The 23,255-nt window shown below is 62.6% G+C and carries 28 protein-coding genes and 1 tRNA gene; 13 read left to right on the top strand and 16 right to left on the bottom strand.

Translation table 11 applies throughout. The features are described from left to right. Positions 1-156: 156 nt before the first annotated feature. The 10 genes from EOC94_RS12365 to EOC94_RS12330 all read left to right on the top strand — a co-directional run bounded on the left by EOC94_RS12365 (position 157) and on the right by EOC94_RS12330 (position 8,196). Complete coding sequence (locus EOC94_RS12365) at positions 157-720, top strand: polysaccharide biosynthesis/export family protein (RefSeq protein ID WP_095485792.1); 564 nt, start codon at positions 157-159, stop codon at positions 718-720. Between the two features lie 5 nt (positions 721-725). Next, positions 726-1,856: a glycosyltransferase family 4 protein gene (locus tag EOC94_RS12360; RefSeq protein ID WP_126106885.1), complete on the top strand. Its 1,131-nt coding sequence runs from the start codon at positions 726-728 to the stop codon at positions 1,854-1,856. Positions 1,857-1,964: 108 nt separating this feature from the next. Further along, positions 1,965-3,500: an undecaprenyl-phosphate glucose phosphotransferase gene (locus tag EOC94_RS12355; RefSeq protein ID WP_127206659.1), complete on the top strand. Its 1,536-nt coding sequence runs from the start codon at positions 1,965-1,967 to the stop codon at positions 3,498-3,500. After that, entirely contained in the window at positions 3,497-4,756 is a 1,260-nt protein-coding gene (locus EOC94_RS12350) for an O-antigen ligase family protein (protein ID WP_127290713.1), read from the top strand. The genes EOC94_RS12355 and EOC94_RS12350 overlap by 4 nt, the downstream gene beginning before the upstream one ends. A gap of 337 nt (positions 4,757-5,093) precedes the next feature. Continuing rightward, on the top strand, positions 5,094-5,735 hold the full coding sequence (locus EOC94_RS12345) for a peroxiredoxin-like family protein (protein ID WP_127206661.1): 642 nt from the start codon (positions 5,094-5,096) through the stop codon (positions 5,733-5,735). Positions 5,736-6,023: 288 nt separating this feature from the next. Further along, positions 6,024-6,338 carry a phage major capsid protein gene (locus tag EOC94_RS35240; RefSeq protein WP_348627393.1) on the top strand — a complete coding sequence of 105 codons (315 nt, stop codon included), beginning with the start codon at positions 6,024-6,026 and terminating at the stop codon, positions 6,336-6,338. Positions 6,339-6,358: 20 nt separating this feature from the next. Beyond that, on the top strand, positions 6,359-6,568 hold the full coding sequence (locus tag EOC94_RS35235) for a phage major capsid protein (protein ID WP_348627392.1): 210 nt from the start codon (positions 6,359-6,361) through the stop codon (positions 6,566-6,568). Continuing rightward, positions 6,555-6,851 carry a phage major capsid protein gene (locus tag EOC94_RS34545; RefSeq protein WP_245465547.1) on the top strand — a complete coding sequence of 99 codons (297 nt, stop codon included), beginning with the start codon at positions 6,555-6,557 and terminating at the stop codon, positions 6,849-6,851. Before EOC94_RS35235 ends, EOC94_RS34545 begins: the two co-directional genes overlap by 14 nt. Positions 6,852-6,958: 107 nt before the next feature. Then, positions 6,959-7,675, top strand: coding sequence for a gamma-glutamylcyclotransferase (locus tag EOC94_RS12335; protein ID WP_127290711.1), 717 nt, complete (start codon positions 6,959-6,961; stop codon positions 7,673-7,675). 188 nt (positions 7,676-7,863) lie between these two features. Next, positions 7,864-8,196, top strand: coding sequence for an RNA polymerase subunit sigma-70 (locus EOC94_RS12330; protein WP_127290709.1), 333 nt, complete (start codon positions 7,864-7,866; stop codon positions 8,194-8,196). Positions 8,197-8,524: 328 nt separating this feature from the next. Here EOC94_RS12330 and EOC94_RS12325 read toward each other — a convergent pair whose 3' ends face one another. From EOC94_RS12325 to EOC94_RS12315, 3 genes are all read right to left on the bottom strand, one after another. Next, a complete protein-coding gene (locus tag EOC94_RS12325) occupies positions 8,525-9,253 on the bottom strand; it encodes a hypothetical protein (RefSeq protein WP_127290707.1) in 729 nt (242 codons plus the stop codon). A 258-nt stretch (positions 9,254-9,511) separates the two neighbouring features. Then, positions 9,512-9,588, bottom strand: a tRNA-Pro gene (locus EOC94_RS12320). 180 nt (positions 9,589-9,768) lie between these two features. Beyond that, positions 9,769-10,053 carry a helix-turn-helix transcriptional regulator gene (locus EOC94_RS12315; protein ID WP_127290705.1) on the bottom strand — a complete coding sequence of 95 codons (285 nt, stop codon included), beginning with the start codon at positions 10,051-10,053 and terminating at the stop codon, positions 9,769-9,771. Positions 10,054-10,514: 461 nt separating this feature from the next. Here EOC94_RS12315 and EOC94_RS12310 point away from each other — a divergent pair, with 461 nt between their 5' ends. Beyond that, entirely contained in the window at positions 10,515-10,790 is a 276-nt protein-coding gene (locus EOC94_RS12310) for a hypothetical protein (RefSeq protein WP_127290703.1), read from the top strand. Between the two features lie 55 nt (positions 10,791-10,845). On the opposite strand, the gene EOC94_RS12305 is transcribed toward EOC94_RS12310, so the two are convergent. Together EOC94_RS12305 and EOC94_RS12300 are read right to left on the bottom strand one after the other, a co-directional pair. Further along, positions 10,846-11,184 (bottom strand): hypothetical protein, encoded by a 339-nt coding sequence (locus EOC94_RS12305; protein WP_127290701.1) that lies wholly within the window; start codon positions 11,182-11,184, stop codon positions 10,846-10,848. Positions 11,185-11,260: 76 nt separating this feature from the next. Continuing rightward, positions 11,261-11,803: a MerR family transcriptional regulator gene (locus EOC94_RS12300; protein ID WP_095485784.1), complete on the bottom strand. Its 543-nt coding sequence runs from the start codon at positions 11,801-11,803 to the stop codon at positions 11,261-11,263. Between EOC94_RS12300 and EOC94_RS12295 the strand changes: the two genes are divergently transcribed. Then, complete coding sequence (locus tag EOC94_RS12295) at positions 11,802-12,029, top strand: hypothetical protein (RefSeq protein WP_127290699.1); 228 nt, start codon at positions 11,802-11,804, stop codon at positions 12,027-12,029. The genes EOC94_RS12300 and EOC94_RS12295 overlap by 2 nt on opposite strands. On the opposite strand, the gene EOC94_RS12290 is transcribed toward EOC94_RS12295, so the two are convergent. The 5 genes from EOC94_RS12290 to EOC94_RS12270 all read right to left on the bottom strand — a co-directional run bounded on the left by EOC94_RS12290 (position 11,999) and on the right by EOC94_RS12270 (position 15,708). Beyond that, positions 11,999-12,322, bottom strand: a complete 324-nt coding sequence (locus EOC94_RS12290) for an integration host factor subunit alpha (protein ID WP_095485783.1) — start codon at positions 12,320-12,322, stop codon at positions 11,999-12,001. The two genes, EOC94_RS12295 and EOC94_RS12290, sit on opposite strands and share 31 nt — an antisense overlap. Positions 12,323-12,427: 105 nt before the next feature. After that, complete coding sequence (locus EOC94_RS12285; RefSeq protein WP_127206621.1) at positions 12,428-13,399, bottom strand: beta-ketoacyl-ACP synthase III; 972 nt, start codon at positions 13,397-13,399, stop codon at positions 12,428-12,430. Between the two features lie 9 nt (positions 13,400-13,408). Continuing rightward, the gene (gene plsX, locus EOC94_RS12280; protein WP_095485781.1) at positions 13,409-14,479 is read right to left on the bottom strand and encodes a phosphate acyltransferase PlsX; all 1,071 of its coding nucleotides are present in this window, start codon (positions 14,477-14,479) and stop codon (positions 13,409-13,411) included. A gap of 130 nt (positions 14,480-14,609) precedes the next feature. Beyond that, a complete protein-coding gene (locus EOC94_RS12275) occupies positions 14,610-15,158 on the bottom strand; it encodes a DUF177 domain-containing protein (protein WP_126106892.1) in 549 nt (182 codons plus the stop codon). A 7-nt stretch (positions 15,159-15,165) separates the two neighbouring features. Continuing rightward, positions 15,166-15,708, bottom strand: coding sequence for a ubiquinol-cytochrome C chaperone family protein (locus EOC94_RS12270; protein ID WP_127291045.1), 543 nt, complete (start codon positions 15,706-15,708; stop codon positions 15,166-15,168). 114 nt (positions 15,709-15,822) lie between these two features. Here EOC94_RS12270 and EOC94_RS12265 point away from each other — a divergent pair, with 114 nt between their 5' ends. Then, entirely contained in the window at positions 15,823-16,365 is a 543-nt protein-coding gene (locus tag EOC94_RS12265) for an outer membrane protein assembly factor BamE (protein ID WP_095485778.1), read from the top strand. 205 nt (positions 16,366-16,570) lie between these two features. Here EOC94_RS12265 and EOC94_RS12260 read toward each other — a convergent pair whose 3' ends face one another. From EOC94_RS12260 to EOC94_RS12230, 6 genes are all read right to left on the bottom strand, one after another. Then, positions 16,571-18,712 (bottom strand): sodium-translocating pyrophosphatase, encoded by a 2,142-nt coding sequence (locus tag EOC94_RS12260; RefSeq protein WP_095485777.1) that lies wholly within the window; start codon positions 18,710-18,712, stop codon positions 16,571-16,573. Positions 18,713-18,944: 232 nt separating this feature from the next. After that, positions 18,945-19,127 (bottom strand): DUF2165 domain-containing protein, encoded by a 183-nt coding sequence (locus EOC94_RS34540; RefSeq protein WP_245465546.1) that lies wholly within the window; start codon positions 19,125-19,127, stop codon positions 18,945-18,947. Between the two features lie 48 nt (positions 19,128-19,175). Then, positions 19,176-19,940, bottom strand: a complete 765-nt coding sequence (locus EOC94_RS12250; protein WP_127290697.1) for an ABC transporter permease — start codon at positions 19,938-19,940, stop codon at positions 19,176-19,178. After that, positions 19,937-20,875, bottom strand: coding sequence for an ABC transporter ATP-binding protein (locus tag EOC94_RS12245; protein WP_127290695.1), 939 nt, complete (start codon positions 20,873-20,875; stop codon positions 19,937-19,939). The genes EOC94_RS12250 and EOC94_RS12245 overlap by 4 nt, the downstream gene beginning before the upstream one ends. Beyond that, positions 20,872-22,038, bottom strand: a complete 1,167-nt coding sequence (locus EOC94_RS12240) for an ABC transporter permease (RefSeq protein ID WP_127290693.1) — start codon at positions 22,036-22,038, stop codon at positions 20,872-20,874. The genes EOC94_RS12245 and EOC94_RS12240 overlap by 4 nt, the downstream gene beginning before the upstream one ends. Positions 22,039-22,290: 252 nt before the next feature. Then, a complete protein-coding gene (locus tag EOC94_RS12230; protein ID WP_095485771.1) occupies positions 22,291-23,202 on the bottom strand; it encodes an ABC transporter substrate-binding protein in 912 nt (303 codons plus the stop codon). Between the last annotated feature and the right edge of the window lie 53 nt (positions 23,203-23,255).

Here is a 23,255-nt window from a genome sequence, read left to right as displayed (position 1 = left end):
CAATAAAAACATCGGAACCGGTCGGGCTTTTGTCGGATGCCGCCGCTTCCGCTGCGCGCCTTTACCGGCCATTAACCCTAACGGGATGATAACGGACCTCGACTTCCAAAGTTTGCCGCGGCGTAACAGCGGCCAGTCGAAGGTACGTGTCCGGTCATGAAAAGCACTGCTTCCCTCTTCCACGCGCTGCTCGCCGTGTCGTTGCTTGCCGGCTGCTCCAGCTACCGGCCGGCGCCGGCCGCCTTTCATAAAATGCTCGATCAGCCCTATCGCCTCGGCGCCGGCGACCGGGTCCGCGTCACCGTGTTCGAGCAGGAAGGATTGACCAACGTCTACAGCGTCGACCAATCCGGCTACCTGTCGATCCCGCTCGTCGGCGCCGTGCCGGCGCGCGGCCACACCGCACAGCAGCTCGAAGGCGAGATCGCCGACAAATTGCGCCAGGGTTATTTGCGCGATCCGGACGTTTCGGTCGAGATAGACCGCTACCGGCCGATCTTCATCATGGGCGAAGTCGGTGCCGCGGGCCAATACTCCTATGTTCCCGGCCTGACCGTGCAAAAGGCGATCGCCATCGCCGGCGGTTTCAGCCCGCGCGCCAACCAGGAAAGCGTCGACATCACCCGCGACATCAACGGCAAGGTCATGACCGGTCGCGTGGCCACCTCCGACCCGCTTCTGCCCGGTGACACGGTCTACGTTCGCGAACGCCTGTTCTAGACCACGTGGCGGACACACTCAGGATCGTCCACTGCTTTCGCTCACCTGTCGGAGGGATTTTTCGTCATGTGCGCGACCTGACCGAGGCGCAGGTCGCCGCCGGGCATTTGGTCGGCATCGTCTGCGATTCGACGACGGGCGGCGATTTCGAGGAACACCTGTTCGAACAGATGAAAGGCAGAATGGCGCTCGGCATCCATCGCACGCCGATGCAGCGGCATGTCGGGCCGGGCGACCTCGCCTCGGCCTGGCGCACCTTTGGGATTATCAAGGAATTGCGGCCGGACGTGCTTCATGGGCACGGCGCCAAGGGTGGCGCCTATGCCCGCCTGTTCGGCTCATTGTTGCGGGTATCAAGGTCTCGCGTAGCCCGCGTTTATTCGCCCCATGGCGGCTCTCTTCACTATGACGAGACCACCGTCGCGGGGAAGCTGTTCTTCGCGCTCGAACGGTTCATGGCGCGCTTCACCGACTATCTTCTGTTTGTCTCCGACTATGAAAGACAGACTTATCGCAGGAAGGTCGGCGAGCCGCCCACACCGAACAACCTTGTCCACAACGGCTTGCGCGCCGCCGAGTTCGAGCCGGTGCGGACCGAGCAGAATGCGGCCGATGTCCTCTATATCGGCATGATGCGCGACCTCAAGGGACCGGACATCTTCATCGATGCGCTGGTTCTTGCCGGAACGCGGCTTGGCCGCCCGTTGAAAGCGGTGATGGTCGGCGACGGTGACGACCTGCCGCGCTACCATGCGCAAGTGAAGCGGCTCGGGCTCGAAGGCCATATACGCTTCCTGCCGCCGATGCCGGCGCGCAAAGCCTTCGCGCTGGCCGAACTGGTTGTCGTTCCCTCGCGCGCGGAAGCCATGCCCTATATCGTGCTGGAGACGCTCGCCGCCGGCAAATCGATGATCGCCACCGCCGTCGGCGGCATCCCGGAAATCCTTGGCGCCGGTTCCCCTGCCCTGATCCGGCCCGACCCGCGCGAGCTCGGCGACAAGATGAGCGCGGCGCTGGCCGACCCCAAAGCCTATGGCGCTTTGATGCCCGACACCGCCGACCTCAAGGCGCGATTCGGCGCCGACGTGATGGCCGCCGCGATCGAGACGGCCTATTTCGCCGCGCTCAAGCGTTAGCTCCAAAAAGGCGCTAGCCCCAAAAGCTTCTCCAAAGCCACCTGTTGTTTGAAGGGTTTCTTAGCTCTCTTTTGCTATTCACCTGAGGGAAGCTTTGCGGATGCACCCATGAACGAGATCGATCCCGCTCGCCGCTTTTCGATAGACGCGGTGCGCAAATTCGACGGCCCGGCGAATGGCGATAGCCTTGGCGGGATGAACGACGTCGCCCGTCAGGTCGCGTCGCAATACAGGCGCGATACCATGTCGCCGATCATGGTCAGCGGCGTCTTGCGACTGGTCGAATTCGCGCTGCTGTTCCTGTCGGGTCTCTGCGTCTATTTCTACTATGTCGGCTTCTTCAGCCATCTCGCCTGGCAATATCCGCTGACGATCGCCGCCGCCTCGTTCCTTGCCGTGGTGCTGCTCGACGTCACCGACTGCTACCAGATCGTCTCGCTGATGCGCCCGATCGCCAATTTCGGCCGTCTTCTGCTGGTCTGGGCGGGGACATTCGCCTTGATGGCGCTCACGGCATTCGTCATGAAAACGTCGGAAGACTATTCGCGCCTGTTTTTCGGCACCTGGTTCGTCGTCGGCTTCTTGCTGATCTTCGGGCTCAGGCTGCTGATGTCGAAGCTTATCCGGCGCTGGGCGCGCGACGGGCGCATGGAGCGCCGCGCCGTCATTGTCGGTGGCGGCACGGCGGCGGAAGTCCTGATCCGCTCCGTCGAAAGGCAGCCCTACAACGACATCCGCATCTGCGGCATCTTCGACGACCGCGGCGACAAGCGCTCGCCACCCATCGTCGCCGGCTACCCGAAGCTTGGCACCGTTTCCGAGCTCATCGAGTTCGCCCGCATCGCCCGCATCGACATGCTGATCGTGTCGCTGCCGCTGACCGCCGAATCGCGCGTCCTGCAGCTTTTGAAGAAGCTGTGGGTGCTGCCGGTCGATATCCGGCTCTCGGCGCATTCGAACGCGCTGCAGTTCCGGCCGCGCGCCTATTCCTACATCGGCTCCGTGCCGATGCTCGATATCTTCGACAAACCGATCAACGACTGGGATTCGGTCGCCAAGCGCGCCTTCGACATCGTCTTCTCGCTCATCGGCATCATCGTGTTCTCGCCGGTCATGCTGGTGACCGCGATCGCCATCAAGCTCGACAGCAAGGGACCGGTGCTGTTCCACCAGAAGCGGCACGGCTTCAACAACGAGATCGTCGAGGTCTACAAGTTCCGTTCGATGTATACCGACAAGGCGGACCCGACGGCCAAGCAGACGGTGACCAAGAACGACCCGCGCGTCACCCGCGTCGGCCGGTTCATCCGCAAGACCTCAATCGACGAGCTGCCGCAGTTCTTCAATTCGCTTTTCGGTTCGCTGTCGCTGGTGGGGCCGCGTCCGCACGCCATTGCCGCCCAGTCGCACAACCTTCTCTACAATGAGGTGGTCGACGGCTATTTCGCACGCCACAAGGTCAAGCCCGGCGTCACCGGCTGGGCGCAGATCAATGGCTGGCGCGGCGAGATGGACACCAACGAGAAGATCCGCATGCGGACGGAGTATGACCTCTATTATATCGAGAACTGGTCGCTGCTGTTCGACCTGAGGATCCTGTTCCTGACACCGATCCGGCTGCTCAACACGGAAAATGCTTATTGAGCGCCGTCACGAATGAACTGCCGCCGGCCGCAGTCAACGCCAAGCTGATCGCGCTGATTGCATCGGGCGCGGTTTTCCTAGGCGTCTTCCTGTCCGGGTTCGTCATTGCCGAGCCTGCCCCATACGACCTCTATATGGCCGGGCTGATCGTGGTGTGGGCGTTGTTCGGCCTGCGCATATCGCGCGCGGCGGCGCCGCTGCTGGTGCTGCTGGTGATCATGAACATCGGCGGCATGATCTCGATGACCCAGATGTCGGATATCGCCGGCGCGCCGCTCTATCTCTCAGTGTCGCTGTTCCTTGCCTTCACCGCGGTGTTCGTCGCCTCGGTGACATCGGTCCAGTCCAGTCTCTACCGGTCGATCTTCCTGGCCTATGTGATATCGGCGGTGCTGACCTCTCTGCTCGGCATAGCAGGCTATTTCCATGCCTTCCCAGGGGCGGAGATATTCACCAAATACGACCGCGCCACCGGTGCCTTCCAGGATCCGAACGTGTTCGGGCCGTTCCTGGTGCTACCCGGCATCTATCTGCTCTATCTCATGCTGACGGGCCCCGTCTCACGCATGCCCTTGCTGGCGGTGCCGCTGCTGATCATCACGGCCGGCATTTTCTTCTCCTTCTCACGCGGTGCCTGGGGCATGTTCGGCGTTTCGGCGATCCTGCTCACCGGCGCTCTGTTCCTGCAGAGCGCCAGCGGCATGTTCCGGCTGCGCGTCGTCGTCATGACCATCGCCGCCATCTCGCTGCTGGTGATGGCGATGCTCGTCATCCTGCAGCTGCCGGGCGTTTCGGAAATGTTTTCCAGCCGCGCCCAACTGGAGCAAAGCTACGACACCGCCCGCCTCGGCCGTTTCGCCCGCTACACGATCGGTTTCCAGATGGCGCTGGAGCATCCGCTCGGCATCGGCCCGCTCGTCTTCGGCACGATTTTCGGCGAGGACACGCACGACATCTGGCTGAAGATGCTGATGGACTATGGCTGGCTGGGCTTCGTATCGTTCCTGGCGCTGACCTGCTGGACGATAGCGGCCGGCTTCCGCATTCTCCTGCGCGACAGGCCGTGGCAGCCCTATCTTCTGTGCGCCTATGTTGCCTTCATCGGCAATATCGGCCTGGGCACCTTCATCGACATCGATCACTGGCGCCACGTCTATCTGCTGCTGGGACTAATCTGGGGTGCCATCGCGCTCGAGTACCGCCACCAGCGGCAGTTGCAGCCGGTGGAGCTGCCTGTGCCAGCGGCTGGGGCATGATCGATTTCTGGGGACAAGTCTAAGTTTTGAAATGGTCGGAGTGGCCGGATTCGAACCGACGACCCGAACCTCCAAATCGAGGTCGGGAACCTGACCTTCAGCGCAAGAGCATTCGGGAGTGCGCTCGCGTAAGGTAATTCACCACATTTGGCGGCACCCGCAGATGCTTTTTCGTGTTATGATGGGCTTGCAACGCGCGTAATCTCGACCTCGGCAATATGACAGAGGTCGAAAGCTATTGCCTTGGCACAGGAAGCTTTCGCCCCAGCACTTGATCGCCTCCGAAACGCTGGGTGTGCTGCTTTCCCTGACTGACCCCGGGGCGAGGAGGTTGTCCATGTCCACGAGTAGTGTTGACCGCCCGCTGCAGCCGGGCGACCGGGCACCGAATGTTGTGCTCAATGCGATCTCACGCGAAGGCAAGATCGCGCTCGATGATTTTCGAGGCCGTAGCCCGTTGTTGATCGGTTTGTTCCGAGGCCTGCACTGTCCGTTCTGCCGGCGCCATGTCGCGGCGATGGCGCAACTCAAGCCGGCCCTGCGTGAGAAAGGCGTCGAATGCCTGGCTGTGGTCAATACGCCGGTCGAGCGGGCGCGGCTCTATTTCCGTTACCACCCGGCACCCGATCTTCTCGCCGCATCCGACCCGGAGCGAGCCTCGCACCGTGCTTTCGGCTTGCGCGAGGTCGGGATGGACACGGTCATGGCGATACCGTTCCATCTCCCGGGCGAGTTGCCCGAGCCTATGGACGTCATGGCAATGAATGAATTTCTTAACAAGAAGGAAGGATATGAGATTACGGAAGTCGATCAGCAGGCGATGGCTTCCAGCCAGGCGCAGCTTGTCGGTCAGTTCCTAATCGACCGGGCGGGCATCGTACGCTGGAACTTCACTGAAGTTCTGGAGGATGGCCTCAACACCTTCAGAGCGCTGAATCCCGAGGAATTGATGTCGGCAGCTTCCCAAGTTGCACATTAATAGGCTGCGGAAATGGGCTGCTGAAAACTCGCTCGACGGCCACCGTCCTGTGGTGATTCTTTGGATTTAACAATCATCGAAATGCTCAGCGCAGGAGGCTAAGGTCTGCCCGTGAGCTTCGTAGCGATTTCGATTCAACGGTCTGCGGACCGCCCCGACGCTAGAGTGAGCAAGCCGCATAGGCGGGGCGACGTCCGCTCCTTGCCGCAATCACGTCGTTCCGACAGGCGCGCATACGGCAAGTTTCCACCCTAAGCGGTAGTTTAGCATCAGGGGGGCGGTCGAAAGTTGCCAAGCCCGCCGCCCGGCGGGCCCGCGCGGGCCCCATGCGGAGAATTTTTTCTTGGCGGCGAAAAATCGGTCGAGGAGTTTTTCCCTACTGCCCATGGAAAAATCGAAGCGCATAGGCGGCCGGCGCAGACCGGACGCACGAACAACGCGGCGACCGTGGCCGAGGGCGCAACGAAGCCGGAAAGCGCGCTGGCATTCGTCCTGCGAACCTTGCCGACGCAAGTCATTGCGCATTGGATTCCGGCGTCGCGGCAGGTGCTCGATGATGTGCCGCAGCTTCGCGACATAATCGACGGCTTCGCTATGGCCTAGCGCTCGCTGAAGAAGCGCAGTTGCTCAACGGCGACGGCACCGGCAGCAACCTCAACGGCCTTGTCACGAACGCCACGGCCTTCGCGGCGCCGTTCACCATCGCCGATCCGACGATGCTCGACACGATCGGCCTCGCGATCCTGCAGAACGCGCTGGCCGACTTCCCGGCGGACGGCATCGTCATGCATCCGTCGGACTGGATGCGACTCCGGCTTTTTGAAGGATGGTGATGGCCGGTACATCTTGGGCGATCCACAAGCTGTTGTGCAGCCCGCTCTGTTCGGCTTGCCTGTCGTGCCGACAAAAGCGATGGCCGTCGATAAGTTCTTGGTCGGCAGCTACCAGCAGGCAGGCACCTTGTACGATCGCTGGGCCGCGCGCGTTGAGGTCAGCACCGAGCATGCTGATTTCTTTGTGCGCAACCTAGTCGCCATCTTGGCCGAGGAGCGGATCGGTCTTGCCGTCAAGCAGCCGACAGCGCTGACCTATGGCGACTTCGGCAACGTGGCCTGACGACGATATCGGCGCGCGCAATCTGTAGATGATCCCGTCAGCTATCATCGAGCCGTAGGTATCTAATGCTTGATGCCTCAGTCGACTGGTGCGAGTGATAGCGAGCGATGGTCCCAAAACCAAGTCGAATGCGATTAACGCCCGAGCTGGTCGCGAGGGTCCTCAGTGTGGACGAATCTCTGCCGCCGCCCTTTACTGCGCCGTCCGACGCAGACCATGATGACACCGTCCGGGCTATACTTGCCGCCGCACCGTCGGCTGATGAGGTCTGGATCTTTGCCTATGGATCACTGATGTGGAACCCGGCCTGTGATTTCGTGGAGCAGCGGGTAGGCTTTGTGCCCGGGTGGCACCGCTCCTTCTGCCTCGGTTGGGACCGGTGGTTTCGAGGATCAGACAGGCGACCCGCACTCATGTTGTCGCTCGACCGTGGCGGGCGGTGCAAGGGCGCGGTCTATCGCCTGCCACCGAATGCTATCGAGGCCAATCTCGGCAGGCTCTTTCGTCGTGAGATACGAGCCAAGCCGTCCGCTCATTCGCCGCGTTGGGTGAATGTTCGCACCGATAAAGGAGCGCTCCACGCGATCACCTTTGTGATTAACCGGAGCAGCGAGCGCTATGTGCGCGGGCTGTCGCTGGAACAGATCGCCGATGCGCTCGCGGTCGCGTGCGGTCCGTGGGGTTCCATGGCCGACTATCTCCACAGCACTGTGAGTCACCTTGAAGATTTGGGGATTCATGACAAGCAGCTGTGGCGTTTGCAGGAGTTAGTAGCCAAACGCATTGAAGCGACAGCCGCCGCGAATCCTCCGCGTCCTCAGTGAACAGGAGTCAGACCGTGACCCACCCTAGGCGGTAGTTTCGCCTCCCCGCTGGTTCAGGGGGCGGGGTGCAAACTTCCCAAGGCCGCGCGGCGCCGGGCCGGCGCGGGCGGCATGCGGAGAATTTTTTTCTGTCCTATAAAAAACGAGGCTGGGCTTCCGGGCATTTTAGGGACTCCATAGATGGAAAAATGAGCGCACAGCCGATCAAACGCGGGCGCCCGCCGCATGAGCCGACTCGAGCAAGGCGGTTGGCAGTCGAGGTGCTCGCCGGTTCCGCCGTCCCGATCGCACAGATCTGCAATGCGCTCCATATCCCGCGATCGACGCTCTATCGGCACTATCGGCCTGAACTTCGCCGAGGCGCCGCGCGCGTCGAGGCCGAGCTGATCCGCAATCTGCTGCGCATTGCCGGCGGCAATGACGGCGCAGCGTTGAAAGCGATCATGTTCAGCCTGCAAAGCCGATTTGGCTGGTCGCAATATGCGCCGCCGCCGAGCGCGCCGGATGCCGCCGGCAAATGACGAAAGGACAGCGCGCCCATGGTCGCCGCCATGGCCGATCCCGAATGCAATTGCTCCCTAAACAAGAGCAAGACGTGAATGGGAAGTTCACCGTTTCGCTCACGAACGAAACGGCAATCGAGAGCGCCAGCCGCCGAGCGCTACAGCCAAAAAGGGGAAGTCGGCAGCCCATCTTTCAATGGGCATTGCCTGAACCCGCCGACCCTGCGGGATTGCCAATGGCCTCCGCGATTCGGAGCTTTGCCCAAGGAGGCCGTCCCGTCTAGCAACGGGCGCGTGTATCCGCGCCGCACAGGCGGCCATTACCGCCGCCGCAGCGCGCGGCCGGCTATTTCCAGAACTCGCGCACCTGTTCGGCGGTGATGCTGGCGAGCAAGTTCCTTCCGCCGACGACCACGGCATGGCTGAAACGAAACTGATCGCGGATCGGCTCGTGGTCTGGATTGAGCGCATCCATGGTGTCGACAAAATCCAGCGTCGCCCTCGTCGCATGCGCCCACAGATCGCCTATGAAAAGGCGGAAGCGATCCGGGTGCGGAACCGGCCCGATGAGCTTCTGGCCAACGTCCGTCATTTGCCACGCAAGGCCGCCGGTGCTGGGATGGCTCCCTGCATTCGAATAGAACCCGAAACTCTGCTTAAGGTCGAACTTCGCTGGTCCGCGCAGCTTCTCAAGCTCCCGGCCGACTAAGCCGAAGTTGAATTTGTCGTGGCGCTCCATGCCCACGCAATCGAGCCACGGTTGCGCGCGAGAAGGCTGATAGCGGAAATATTCGATCAGCTGGTGGCATTCCACTAAATCGCGAACCTGATGGCCCGCCGCCGACCAGAAGCCGGCCAAGGCCAATTGGCCAGCGGCACCGCAGTCGTTGATCATGCGAACGGCAAGTTCGATGACGACGAAAGTGGCGCGCTCGTCATTCCAGCTTCCTCCGCCAACAACATCCTCGATCAACCTGACGCATCCGAATGTGCCGGCACGGTAGGCGTCGCCAAGATTGCCGTTCTGGATCAATGGCCGGTGCTGCGCCTCGACCCCGCTTACATTGAAAAGCATGTGCCCTTGCCCTTGCCGGCAGCGAATCGCTGCCGGGCACATTGTACGCCGCCGATCGTCGGCCCGTTCACGGCGCGACTCAGGCCGCGCAATTCGGGCCGGCAATTGTCGCGGGGAACGGAATCTGCGGCCGGCATGGCCCCAGACTGGCACGGCCCCCAGAAAAGGAAAAGGCCCCAGAAAGGCCCCAATTTTACTTTTCGCGTCGTCGCTAGTTTCCCCGGATTTCAAATAAGCCTTAGTCTTCAAAGGCTTATTTGGTCGGAGTGGCCGGATTCGAACCGACGACCCCTTGACCCCCAGTCAAGTGCGCTACCGGGCTGCGCTACACTCCGGACCGGTCGCGATGTATCGTGATAACCCGGTTCGGGTCAACCGAATTCGGCGGCCGTCACGCCGATGCCCGGCGCGATGGATTTGAAGTTCCTGCTCTGTTGCATGTCGTCAGCACTCAGGAACTTCAAATCCAGAATCACGCTCGTTTGCTCGTATGGTTTGATGCTCTGGCGTCGCTGCTATGAGACGGGTCGACTGTCCGCGGATTGTGTCAGCACGGGTGTATTGACCAGCGCGTTTTCCGGAAGCCTAAGCGCAGAGGCTATTCGTCGAAGCTTCGATGGATCGGCATTCTTGCCGTTCTCGATGTCCGCGATCTCATCGACCGCCAGGCCGCACGTCAGAGACAGCTCTTCCATGCTGTATCCCCTGGTTTCCCGGATGGTTCTGAGGGCGCTGTGATCAGGCGTAGCTTCGATTGGCGCCAGTTCGGAGAAGGGTTCTTTTTTTGCTATTTGGGACATTGGCAACTCCGTGGTCTGAAAGAGTTTGATCAAATAATGATGTTGCCTGGGACGGCCGCGACAATGCCCGGTCATTAACGATTTGCCAAGCACCAAAGGAATCGTCACGGCAACGTGATGCCGGACCGGCGCGGCCGCGGCATCGGTCTCAGCGGCGCCGGCACGGGGCGCCGTCCCGATCAGGTTCTTCGACTGGCCGATCGTTGAATTCTTCGACGGTTCTGAGCCGCTCGCTTGTTAGGTGACTGTCCCCGGCACGCCAACCGTTTTGAAAGGATCGAAACAGCGGCGGGAGCTTGACCCAAGCGCAGAACGCATCAGCAACTGCGATTTTTTTGAACCGACGCGTGAACCTTTCCTCTCCGAGCCGCACCAAGACGGTATGGACGCCAAGAAAGGCGCTCCCCAACCTGAAGGACGCCAGGACGGCGATCCTCGATCCAAGAGAAGGAAATGCTCAAATGACCAATATCTCGAACTTCAAGCGCCTGTCGCTCGCCGCTGCCATCGTCGTCTCGGCCTTCAGCTCGATTTCCGTTCCGAACTCGGCCTTCGCCGACGGCACGCATCCGAGCGGCGGCGGCGCGGTTTGTAAGGGCGCGGGTCATTGCCTGGTGCTGCAACTCGACTGCAAGGGCACATACACTGATGCCACCGATTCCAACGGCACTGTCTACGGCAAATGCAGCCAGACCGCCCAGGTCAGCCCGAACAACAGGCTCAAGCTCGCCCGCTGATCCACCTCGACGAAAGTGGCGGCTGTCTACGGGATGGCCGCCATCTTCTTTTGTCTCAACGTGCCGATCTCGACGTCGCTCGCGACGTTTTCTGCTGTCGGCTGAGGAGCAGGCTGGCGACGAGGCCGACCACAACCAGCCCGACAGCGGCCGCTGTCGCCGGGTGCTCGCGGGCTGACTTTTCTATCACCCTGCTTTGCCTCCTGATCACAGGCAGCGCCTCGCTGAAGCGCTCGGCAAGATCCGAATAATAGTCCGACGCTGTGTCACGCCCGTCCTCGTAGTAGGCGCTGCCCCGCCTGGACACGGCTTTCCTCAGCGCCGCCAGTTCCCTGGAGAGGGCCGCGACCTGCTTTTCAAGGTCGATGTCGGAGAGGGTCGAAAATGATACCATGATATGCTTCCTTCCTTTCCGGGAGGAACGCATGATTCCGGAAGCAGTTCCGGTTCTGCCGGCGATCGATCGGCTCTTAGCGCACCTGATCGAGCAGGCGCTTGCACTCCAGAAGGTCGAACAGTGCTTCCTGCAGCAAAGCGCGATTGTCGCGCGAGAGTTTCGACGTGCCCGGCTGCACCGGACCTTCGTCGTCGGTTTTGCCCAGGCCGAAAAAGCGCCGGCTGGGTTTCACCTTGGGCTCGCCGACCAGCATCTCGTCATCGGCGCCGCGCGGCTGGGCCGCCGGCGTCAGCGGCACCGCATCGGCCTGCCGGCGTTGCGAGATCGCCTCGACGGCCGCCATGTCGCCATTGCCGATGGCGACCAGGAAGTGGTTGCCGTTCTCGCGCAGCAGCTTCTGCACGCCCTTGATCGTATAGCCCTGGTCGTAGAGCATATGGCGGATGCCCTTGATCAGTTCGACATCCTGCGGCCGGTAGTAGCGGCGGCCGCCGCCGCGTTTCATCGGCTTGATCTGGTTGAAACGCGTTTCCCAGAAACGCAGCACATGCTGCGGCAGGTCGAGATCTTCTGCGACCTCACTGATGGTGCGGAAAGCATCGGGGCTCTTGTCCATGGGCGAAATCCTCACGCTGGAGCATGATCCCGAAAAGTGGGAATCGGTTTTCGGGCAAGGTCATGCTCAACAAAGAACCATTCCGATCCGGCTTGTTCTGCCGAATCGGGCCTTATTTCAGCGGTTTATGAAACAATATTCAAGCCCGGCGTCAAAGCGGGCGATCGTTTTCAACCGGGCTTTGAAGCGCAGGCGCTATTTGCTGCCCTTGGCCTTGCTGTTCTGATGGGCGCGCAGGATGCGGTTCTTCAGCACATTCGACGATTTGAAGGTCATCACGCGGCGCGGCAGGATTGGCACTTCCTCGCCGGTTTTGGGATTGCGCCCGATGCGCTCGTTCTTGGAGCGGACATGGAACGTCGCGAACGACGACAATTTCACCGTCTCACCGCGAACGATCGCTTCGCAAATCTCATCCAGAACCGCTTCGACGAGCTCGGCCGATTCAGTACGCGACAAGCCGACCTTGCGATAAACGGCTTCAGCAAGATCGGCGCGCGTAAGTGTCTTTCCCCCCATGCGAACCGTCCCATCAGCTCAAAAATATAAATCGATACAAGCAAAGATAGAGCCTAAGTAATTGATCCGGCAAGGTCAAGGACCGAACCTGTCAGTTCGGCAAACTTACCAGCGAACCAAAACCGCGCCCCAGGTGAAGCCCCCGCCCATCGCCTCGATCAGCACCAGGTCACCCTTCTTGATGCGGCCGTCGGCGACGGCCACCGACAGAGCCAGCGGCACGGAAGCAGCCGAGGTGTTGCCGTGCAGATCGACCGTAACCACCACCTTTTTCTCTGCTATCCCGAGCTTTTTGGCGGAAGCGTCGATAATTCGTTTATTGGCCTGATGCGGCACGAACCAGTCGAGATCTTCAGCGGTGATGCCGGCCTGTGCGAACGTCGCCTCGATGACGTCGGTGATCATGCCGACCGCGTGCTTGAACACCTCGCGGCCCTCCATCCTGAGATGGCCCACCGTTCCGGTGGTCGACGGTCCACCGTCGACGAACAGTTTGTCCTTGTGGGCCCCGTCGGAGCGCAGGCTGGCCGCCAGAACGCCGTGGTCGGCAATACTGCCCGCCCCCTCTCCTGCTTCCAGCACCATCGCGCCGGCGCCGTCGCCGAACAGGACGCAGGTCGAGCGGTCGCTCCAGTCGAGGATGCGCGAGAAGGTTTCCGAGCCGATCACCAGCACGCGTTTTGCCAGGCCGCCGCGGATATAGAGGTCGGCGGTCGTCACCGCGTAGACGAAGCCCGAGCATACCGCCTGCATGTCGAAGGCGAAGCCGTGATGCATGCCGAGCCGGTTCTGGATCTCGACAGCGGTCGCCGGAAAGGTGTTGTTGGGCGTCGACGTCGCCAGCACGATCAAGTCGATATCGGCTGGCGTCAGGCCGGCATTGGCCAGCGCCGCGCGCGCCGCCGCCTCGCCGAGCGAAGCCGTCGTCTCGTCGTCGGCCGCGATATGGCGCTGGCGGATGCCGGTGCGCTGGGCGATCCATTCGTCTGACGTCTCGACCATGCCTTCGAAATCGGCATTCTTCATAATGCGGCGGGGCAGCGCGGCGCCTGTGCCGCGCACGACTGATCTGATCAAGGCTCTTTCCTATTCCTCTGCGTCGGCAACGACGTCGGATTTCCTAGATGTCTGGGCATGCGGATTGCGCGCATGGAACAGGTCGAGGTCGGCTTCGATGCGATCGAGCAGATTGTTGCGCACCATGTCGTAGCCAAGCTCGATCGCCGCCGCGAAGCCGTCCGAATCAGCCCCGCCATGGCTTTTCACCACGATGCCGTTCAGCCCCAGGAAAACACCGCCATTGGAGCGGCCGACATCCATCTTCTCGCGCAGGCGATCGAAGGCGCCCTTGGCGAACATATAGCCGATCCTGGCCATCAGCGTCCGGTTCATCGCGGCGCGCAGGTAACCGGCGATCTGTCGTACCGTTCCTTCCGCCGTCTTCAGCGCGATATTGCCGGCAAATCCTTCGGTGACGACCACGTCGACCGTGCCCTTGCCGATGTCGTCGCCCTCGACGAAGCCATGGTAATTCATCGAGGCCATGTTGGCTTCGCGCAACATGCGGCCCGCCTCCTTGACCTCTTCCTGGCCCTTGATCTCCTCGACGCCGACATTGAGCAGGCCGACGCTCGGCCGTTCGATGCCGAAAACCGAGCGAGCCATGCCGGTGCCCAGAATGGCAAAATCAACCAGTTGATGCGCATCCGCGCCGATGGTGGCGCCGACATCCAGCACCACGCTTTCGCCGCGCAATGTCGGCCAGAGCGCCGCGATCGCCGGGCGGTCGATGGTCGCCATGGTGCGAAGGCAGAACCTCGACATCGCCATCAACGCGCCGGTGTTGCCGGCCGAGATGCAGGCGTCGGCGGTGCCTGCCTTGACCGCCTCGACGGCTTTCCACATCGACGACTTCCAGCGACCATGGCGCAGCGCCTGGCTCGGCTTGTCGTCCATCCTGACTGCTATCTCGCAATGGATGAACTCGCTCACTTCCGCCAGCTTGGGGAATTTTGCGAGCTCGGGGCGCACCGCCTCCTCGCGACCATAGATGACGAAACGGATGTCGGGACGCCGGGTCGCGACCGTCATGAGCGCCGGGATGACCACGCTTGGTCCGTGATCGCCGCCCATGGCATCGATGGAAATCCTGATCACGCGGTATTCATCTCACAGTTTGCTTGAGCGAGCGCCTGGCGCTGGCAACGGTTTGGGGCTCGCGAAGGTTCGGCGAAAATAGCGTTTTTGGGCTGCCGCACAACCGGCTTTCTCCGATTGGGTCGGCTTTTCAGGATTTTCCCAGCAGGGAACGCAGCTTTTGCTGGAATTCGCTTTCCTCAGTCCCGGCATCGTCGGCAGCCTCCATCGAAACGCCTTGCTTGCGCGGATAGGGATCGATCGCCAGTCCAAAGAACTGTTCGGCAAGCGCTCCGACATCAATCGTATTGCCGGAAAATGTCTCCGGGCTGTCCGGCCCTTCGGCATCGAGCAGTATCTCGCCGCCGCCCTCGAAACCCTGCCGCCCGAGCTTGGACTGCTCCGGCAGGAACAACCCGTCGACCGCCTCGTCGATATGCGCCGTGACCGGGTCGAGGGTGACGATGCAGGCCTGGGTGATGTCGGCCTCGACGCGGCCGCTAACCTTGACGCCGTTGCGCTTCCATGGCGTCACCAGGAGTTCGGCGTGGTAGTTCTCGACCGAGAGCAACTCGTGCTCGCCCGCCAGCGCGGCGCGTTGCGCGGCGTCGGCCTCGATCACCACCGGCAGCCCCTTTTGCGGCAGCCGAGCGACATTGGCCACGAAGGACACAGGGCTCTGGGAATCGGCGTGTTTCATCTTTTCCTTAGATAGTCTTGGGGACGGGGAATGCCACCGTGCCGGAAACAATCGATTCGGTCGGCTGTTCCGCGAGTCGCCTGGAGACATCGGCGACGTAGCCGGCCAGATCCGTTGCTTGCGGCCAGGCGCCGGCATCGGGCCTGACATTGCGGGCAAGGGCAATAGAAAGTGCGTCGTGGTCATTTCGCTCCAGCGCATCGTCATAAGCGGCGGTGCGGCCGTAGAACATCTTCGCCAGTTTCTTCATGCGCTTCGGCACACCGACGTCGCCGACGCCCAGTTCCCGCAGCGAATGCTCGACATCCATGAAGAACTCGTCGATCAGCACCTGCGCGACCTCCCCGGCAACGCCGCCCTCGCCGCGCAGCCGGTGCTGAAACAGGAACATGTGCAGCGACAGCATCTCGAAGCGGCCAAGCGGCGTGTCCGTTACATTCCAGTCGGAATAAAACACGGTTTGCCGCGCCGCTGCCACGATTTGTGCGTAAAGCGCCTCGGTGATAGCGCGGTTGGCGTGACGTTCGCGACCAAAAAGGCGCTGGAACATTGAGGGTGGTCTCCCGGGGACCGTTTGTTGAATTGGCCTTGTTGCATCGGCGAGCAAGCTGGTTTACCGGTTTTGCGGCCCAGCGCAAGTTGCGGCCAGCTAATGGAGTTGTAGTTGCGCGCGCTGAAATTCAAGTCGACTTTTCTGCCCAGGCCCGCTTTGTCAAGGTCCGCCGGCGCGATCTCGCTGCTGGTGGTCGCTTCGGCGCTTTCCGCCTGCAACTCGTCGAAGATGATCGGTGATCTCAATCCGAGCGAGACGCTGACGCAGGGCTACGTCATCGACCAGCAGGCGATCGACCTGGTGCCGGTCGGCTCAAGCCGCGAACAGGTGCTTCTGGCGCTCGGCACGCCATCGACGAAGGCGACTTTCGACAACGAGGCCTTCTACTACATCTCACAGACGCGCAAGCGTTACGTCGCCTTCGACAAGCCGAGGCTGGTCGACCAGAAGGTGCTGGCCGTCTATTTCGGCGAGGACGGGCGCGTTACCCAGATCGCCAATTACGGCTTGAAGGACGGCAAGGTGTTCGACTTCATCTCGCGGACCACGCCGACCGGCGGCAAGGATCAGAACTTCCTCAGCCAGATCATCAACGGCGCCAGCAAGCTGGCGCCCGGCCTACCCGGCGGTAGCGGCGGCATGCCCGGCGGCTGATTCCTTTCGGCCTTTCTTCCTCTCTTTTGCTTCCTTGGAAGCAGCAACATCTCAGGCGACCGAAAACCCGCCGGAGCGATCCTGCGGGTTTTCGTTTTGAGGCAGCAGCCATTGTCGCAGGCCACGCGAAACATTCAAAAATGAAAAACCCGCAGGATCGCTCCCGCGGGTTCGGTCTGGATTTCGGCCCTGGGGCTAAGCGGCCTCAGCCGTGCGCGAGCACGGCCAGCAGCAGCAGGGCGACGATGTTGGTGATCTTGATCGCCGGGTTGACTGCCGGACCGGCGGTGTCCTTGTAAGGATCGCCGACCGTGTCGCCGGTCACCGAGGCCTTGTGCGCCTCGGAGCCCTTGAGGTGCTTGACGCCATTTTTGTCGGTGAAGCCGTCCTCGAACGATTTTTTCGCATTGTCCCAGGCGCCGCCGCCAGAGGTCATCGAGATCGCGACGAACAGGCCGTTGACGATGACGCCGAGTAGCGAGGCCCCAAGCGCTGCAAAGGCAGATGCCTTCGAGCCCGAGATCAGCAGCACGCCGAAATAGACGACCAGCGGCGCGAGCACCGGCAGCAGCGACGGAATGATCATTTCCCGGATCGCCGCCTTGGTCAGAAGGTCGACCGCACGCGCATAGTTCGGCTTCGACGTGCCGGCCATGATGCCCGGATCCTCGCGGAACTGCTTGCGCACCTCCTCGACGATGGCGCCTGCCGCGCGGCCGACCGCCGTCATGGCGATGCCGCCGAACAGATAGGGGATTAGGCCGCCGAAGATCAGGCCGGCGACGACGTAAGGGTTGGAGAGGTCGAAAGAGACTTCGCCCATGCCCTGGAAGTAAGGATATTTGTCGCCATTGGCGGCAAAGAACTTCAGGTCATTAGAGTAGGCCGCGAACAGCACCAGCGCGCCGAGACCGGCCGAACCGATGGCGTACCCCTTGGTCACCGCCTTGGTGGTGTTGCCGACAGCGTCGAGCGCATCGGTGGATTGGCGCACTTCCTTGGGCAAGCCGGCCATCTCGGCAATGCCGCCGGCATTGTCGGTGACCGGGCCGAAGGCGTCGAGCGCGACGATCATGCCGGCGAGGCCGAGCATCGTGGTGACCGCGATCGCCGTGCCGTAGAGGCCGGCGAGCTGGTAGGTCGATATGATGCCGCCGACGATGACGATTGCCGGAAGCGCCGTCGATTCCAGCGAGACCGCAAGGCCCTGGATGACGTTGGTGCCGTGACCGGTGACCGAAGCCTGGGCAATGGAGTTCACCGGGCGCTTGTCGGTGCCGGTGTAGTATTCGGTGATCACCACGATGAGCCCGGTCACCAGAAGGCCGATCAGGCCGCAGATGAACAGGTTCCTGCCGGTGATGGCCATGCCGGCGACCGTGCCGATCTCGCCCCAGCCCAGTGTTACCGAGGTGGCGACGCCGAGGCCGATAATGGACAGCAGGCCGGTGACGATCAGGCCCTTGTAGAGCGCGCCCATGATCGAGCCGTTGGAGCCGAGCTTGACGAAGAAAGTGCCGACGATGGAAGTCAGGATGCAGGCGCCGCAGATGGCCAGCGGATAGAGCATCGTGGCGCCGAGTACGGCGGTGCCGCCGAAGAAGATTGCGGCGAGTACCATGGTGGCGACCACCGTCACCGCATAGGTCTCGAACAGGTCGGCGGCCATGCCGGCGCAGTCGCCGACATTATCGCCGACGTTGTCGGCGATGGTGGCCGGATTGCGCGGATCGTCTTCGGGAATGCCGGCTTCGACTTTGCCGACGAGATCGCCGCCGACGTCGGCGCCCTTGGTGAAGATGCCGCCGCCGAGACGGGCGAAGATCGAGATCAGCGAGGCGCCGAAGCCGAGCGAAACCAGCGAGTCGATGACGACACGGTCGTTGGGCTGAAGGCCCATGAAATGGGTGAGGATCAGGTAGTAGATCGAGACGCCGAGCAGGGCCAGGCCAGCGACCAGCATGCCGGTGATGGCGCCCGACTTGAAGGCGATCTCGAGGCCGGCAGCGAGGCTGTTGGAAGCCGCCTGCGCGGTGCGCACATTGGCGCGCACCGAGACGTGCATGCCGATGAAGCCAGCGGCGCCCGACAAAACGGCGCCGATCAGGAAGCCGATGGCGGCGGTGATCGAAAGCAGCCACCAGGCGAGCAGCAGGACCACGACACCGACGATGGCGATGGTGGTGTACTGGCGCGCCAGATAGGCCTGGGCGCCTTCGCGGATGGCCGCGGAAATTTCCTGCATGCGTGCATTGCCCTGATCGGCCGCGAGGACCGAACGTGTCGCCCAGATGGCGTAAAGGACTGAAAGCAGACCGCAGGCGATGACAGCTGAAATTATGGTCATTGCCGGATTTTCCTCGATTGATGACCCAAAAGAACCCCTCCCTGGGCCGTTGAGACAGGGAACGGATTCCGCGCGCGGAATCCGCTCCCTTCGCACCGGCTTATGCGAAACAGGGCAGTGAACGTCAAGATATTGTTCGGTTTTTGCCCGGCTTTCGCCCAAAAGCTATGGGCGGCGACACGCCCGCCGGCGCCGCCGCCCGATTAGATCGATTGAAATCGGCTGGCGGTCGTCAGCCTTTGCGCAGGTCGCCGTCCGGCTGGACGACGACGATCAGCACCGCCAGCATGGTCATGTAGAACATGAAAGCCTTCTGCTGGCCGTTCCAGACGCTGGACAATATGATTTTGCAGTCGTCCGCCGCTGCTGGATTGCGGGCGAGACGGGCACCACGCTCGAAGTGACGCTCGATCACCCGGCGCGTTCGGGCGGATACTGAAACGAACGAACCTCGCCCGGGGCGCTACGCTGTCTCCTGCCCCATGCGGCGCGCGGTGTAGCGCTCGATCGCCGACAGCCCGTCATAGATCAGCACAGCAAGGGCTGCGACGATCAGGCCGCCCTGCAGGATAAAGGCGAGGTTGTTCGACAACAGACCGGCGATGATCACCTCGCCCAGTGTCCTGGCCGCCACGGTCGAGCCGATCGTCGCGGTGGCGAGGCTGATGACCACCGACAGCCGGATGCCGCCGAGAATGATCGGCGCGCTGAGCGGCAGCTCGACCTTGACCAGCCTTTGCCAGCCGGTCATGCCGGCGCCGCGCGCCGCCTCGACCACGTTGACAGGCAGCGTCGTCAGCCCGGTCAGCGCGTTCTCGAAGATCGGCAGCAGGCCGTAGAGAAACAGCGCGATCAGCGTCGGCTTCTCGCCGAAGCCGACGGCCGGCACGGCAAGCGCCAGCACCGCCACCGGCGGAAAGGTCTGGCCGATATTGACCAGGCTGCGCGACAGCGGCAGGAATTCGACGCCGGCTGGCCTGGTGACCAGGATGGCGAGCGCCACAGCAACGATGGTCGCGGCCACCGTGGCGATCAGCACGGTCCTCAGATGCAGCAGCGTCAGCGACAGCAGGCTTCCCTGGTTGTAGATCACTGGCGCGTTGTTCTCGGTAAGCGGCTTCAGCAGCGGCTCGAACCAATCGGGATTGGTCACGAAGGCAATGAGCAAGACCACCAGGACAAGCCTGAGCAGCGATGGAAGCCAAGCTTTTAAGCCAGCCTCTTTCATGCCGGCCTCGCCGCGCGCTTCACCAATCCGTCCACCGTCACGCGGCCGATCGGCTTGCCGTCGGCGCCTTTCACCGGCAGCGCCGGGCGGCCCGACCAGAGGAGCTCAGCCAGCGCATCGCGCTGGCTGGCGTCGCCGGGGATCGCCTCGCCCTCGGCGCCGCCCTTCTCGACGGCGTCGCGCACGCGGCCGAGCGACAGCAGCCTGAACGGTTTTTCGCTGGCACCGACCAAGCTCTCGACGAAAGCGCTGGCCGGCCTCGCCAGGATCTCGGCGGGCTTGGCATATTGCACCAGCTTGCCGGCATCCATCACCGCGATCTTGTCGCCCATATGCACCGCCTCTTCCATGTCATGGGTGACGAGGATGATGGTGGTGCCGAAGCGCTTCTGGATCGCCAGAAGATCCTCCTGCGCCTTGTTGCGGATGATCGGGTCGAGCGCGCCGAACGGCTCGTCCATCAACAGCACGTTAGGCTCCGCGGCAAGGGCGCGGGCGACGCCGACGCGCTGCTGCTGACCGCCGGAAAGCTCGTGCGGATAACGTGGCCCGAACGCCTGGGGATCGAGCTGGTAGAGCGTCATCAACTCGTCGACACGGGCCTTGATGCGGGCCTTGTCCCAGCCGAGCAGCACCGGCACGGTGGCGATGTTCTGCGCCACCGTGCGATGCGGAAACAGCCCGTGGCCCTGGATGGCGTAGCCGATGCTGCGGCGCAGCTCATAGCCGGGCAGCGAGCGGTTGTCGGCGCCGTCGAGCTTGATCACGCCCGCGGTCGGCTCGACCAGCCGGTTGATCATGCGAAGCAGCGTCGTCTTGCCGGAACCGGAAGTGCCGACGATGACGGCGATGGTGCGCGGCTCGATCACCATCGACACGTCGTCGACCACCGTTGTCGCATCATAGCGCTTGGTAATGCCTTCGATCTCGATCATGCCGGTTGTGCCTCGCGTCTCTTGGTGGAGGTCATCTCGATCACCGCGTCGAGGATGATGGCGGCGGCAAAGGCGAGCGCCACCGTCGGTATGGCGCCGAGCAGCACCAGGTCCATCGCCGTCTGGCCAACGCCCTGGAACACGAACACGCCAAAGCCACCGCCGCCGATCAGCGCGGCAATGGTGGCAAGGCCGATGTTCTGGACCAGCACGATGCGGATGGCGGTGAGGATCACCGGGAAAGCCAGCGGAAATTCGACGCCGAACAGGCGCTGGCGCTCGGTCATGCCCATGCCGCGCGCGGCGTCGTTGGCGGCGCGCGGCACGCCGGCAAGACCGACCACGGTGTTGGCCACCACCGGCAGCAGCGAATAGAGGAACAGGGCGACGAAGGCGGGCGCGGTGCCGATGCCGCGAATGCCGAGGGAAGCCGCGCCGGGCACATGCGTCGCGACCCAGCCGAGCGGCGCGATCAGCAGGCCGAACAGCGCGATCGAGGGAATGGTCTGGATGATGTTCAGCACGTTGAGCACGCCGGCCCGCAATTTCTCGACGCGGTGGCAGAGAATGCCGAGCGGCAGGCCTGCGATCGCCGCCGCCGCCAGCGACCCCAGCGCCAGCGTCACATGCTTGGAGCCTTCCGCCCAGAAACTGTCGGCACGGTTGGCATATTCCTTGAGGATCGACAGGCTGCTCCAGCTTCCCGAGACCAGCAGCAGGCCGATCGCCGCTGTCGCGACGACGAGCACGCCGATCCGCGCCCCTGGCGACAGGTTCAGCCTTGTCAGCACATCGGCGAGCAAAAGCGTAAAGGCGAAGATGAGCAGCCAGAAACCCGAGGCCGGCGAGATGCGGGCAAAGGTGTTGCCCTCAGGCGTCAGGAACCTGCCGGCGACCCCGATCAGCAGCGCCAGTGCTGCAAGCGCGGCCACACTTGCGGCAAGGCGCAGGATCAGCGGTGTCTTCAACAGCGCGATGAGCGCCGCGATAAGCACGATTGCCAGCAGCAGCGGGCCTGTCACCGCAGGCAGAGCGTCGAGGATCGAGCGTGCCTCGCCTGGCACGATGCGGTTGGCGCGGAAGGTGGCGAAGGGCGCCGCGAAAGCAGCATAGGCAACGATCACGGCGATGACCACGCCGAGCTTGTCGAAGCGGATGGTCATGACGTACCTATGCGATGGCGGCGACTTGAGGACCTGACGTCAGGACCGTCGTGCTCCGTCGCTCCCCCCTCTGTCCTGCCGGACATCTCCCCCACTTGGGGGGAGATCGGCAGCTTCATTGCCGCCGATCCATCTTCCCCGTTGGCGATTGGCGGAAGCCGAGCGTGCATCCAATCTCCCCCCGTGTGGGGGAGATGGCCGGCAGGCCAGAGGGGGGCGCCTCGCACCGGCGTCATTTTCCAAACGGGCTGACTACTTCAGAAACCCGTTCTTCTTCAAAAAATCTTCGGCGACGCCCTTGGCCGGCTCGCCGCCGACCTGCACGCGGCCGTTCAGTTCCTGCAGGGTGACGAGATCGAGCTTGGCGAAGACCGGCTTCAGCAGCGTCTCGATCTCAGGATGCTCCTTCAGCACCGCCTCGCGGATGATCGGCGCCGGCTGGTAGACCGGCTGCACGCCCTTATCGTCTTCGAGCACGACCAGGCCGGACGGCGCGATGCCGCCATCGGTGCCGTAGACCATGGCGGCGTTGGCACCGTTGGTCTGGTTCGCCGCAGCGGCGATGGTCGCCGCCGTATCGCCGCCGGACAGCGTGATCAGCTGGTCCGGCTTCAGGGTGAAGCCATAGGTGGTCTGGAACGCCGGCAGCGCGGCGGCCGAATTGACGAACTCGGCCGAGGCCGCCAGCACCACCTGGCCGCCGCCGGAGACATATTTGCCGAAGTCGGACAGCGTCGCCAGCTTGTTGGTCTCGGAGACATCCTTGCGCAATGCGATCGCCCAGGTGTTGTTGGCCGGCGACGGCGACAGCCAGACGATCTTGTTGGCATCGTAGTCGAGCTTCTTGGCCGTCTCATAGGCTTTCGCCGCATCCTTCCACACGGGATCGTCGGCCTTTTCGAAGAAGAAGGCGGCGTTGCCGGTGTATTCCGGATAGATGTCGATCTCGCCGGCGGTGATCGCCTTGCGCACCACAGGGGTGCCGCCGAGCTGGATGCGATCGGTGGTCTGGATGTTGTTGGCGTTCAGCACCAGCTGGATGATGTTGCCGAGCACGCCGCCTTCGGTGTCGATCTTCGACGACACGACCACTTGAGCGCTCGCCGAGGCCGCGGTGATGCCGAGCGCCAGTGCCGCGCCGGCCAGAACCTTGACTGAAAACATTTCACAAATCCCTTGCTGAGAACCGGATTACGGCTGCCGCATATGAGCATGGC

The sequence above is a fragment of the Mesorhizobium sp. M6A.T.Ce.TU.016.01.1.1 genome (assembly GCF_003997065.1).
GTDB lineage: Bacteria > Pseudomonadota > Alphaproteobacteria > Rhizobiales > Rhizobiaceae > Mesorhizobium > Mesorhizobium mediterraneum.
Note: the sequence above shows the minus strand (reverse complement) of the source record. Positions and strands in the feature narration are given on the sequence as shown.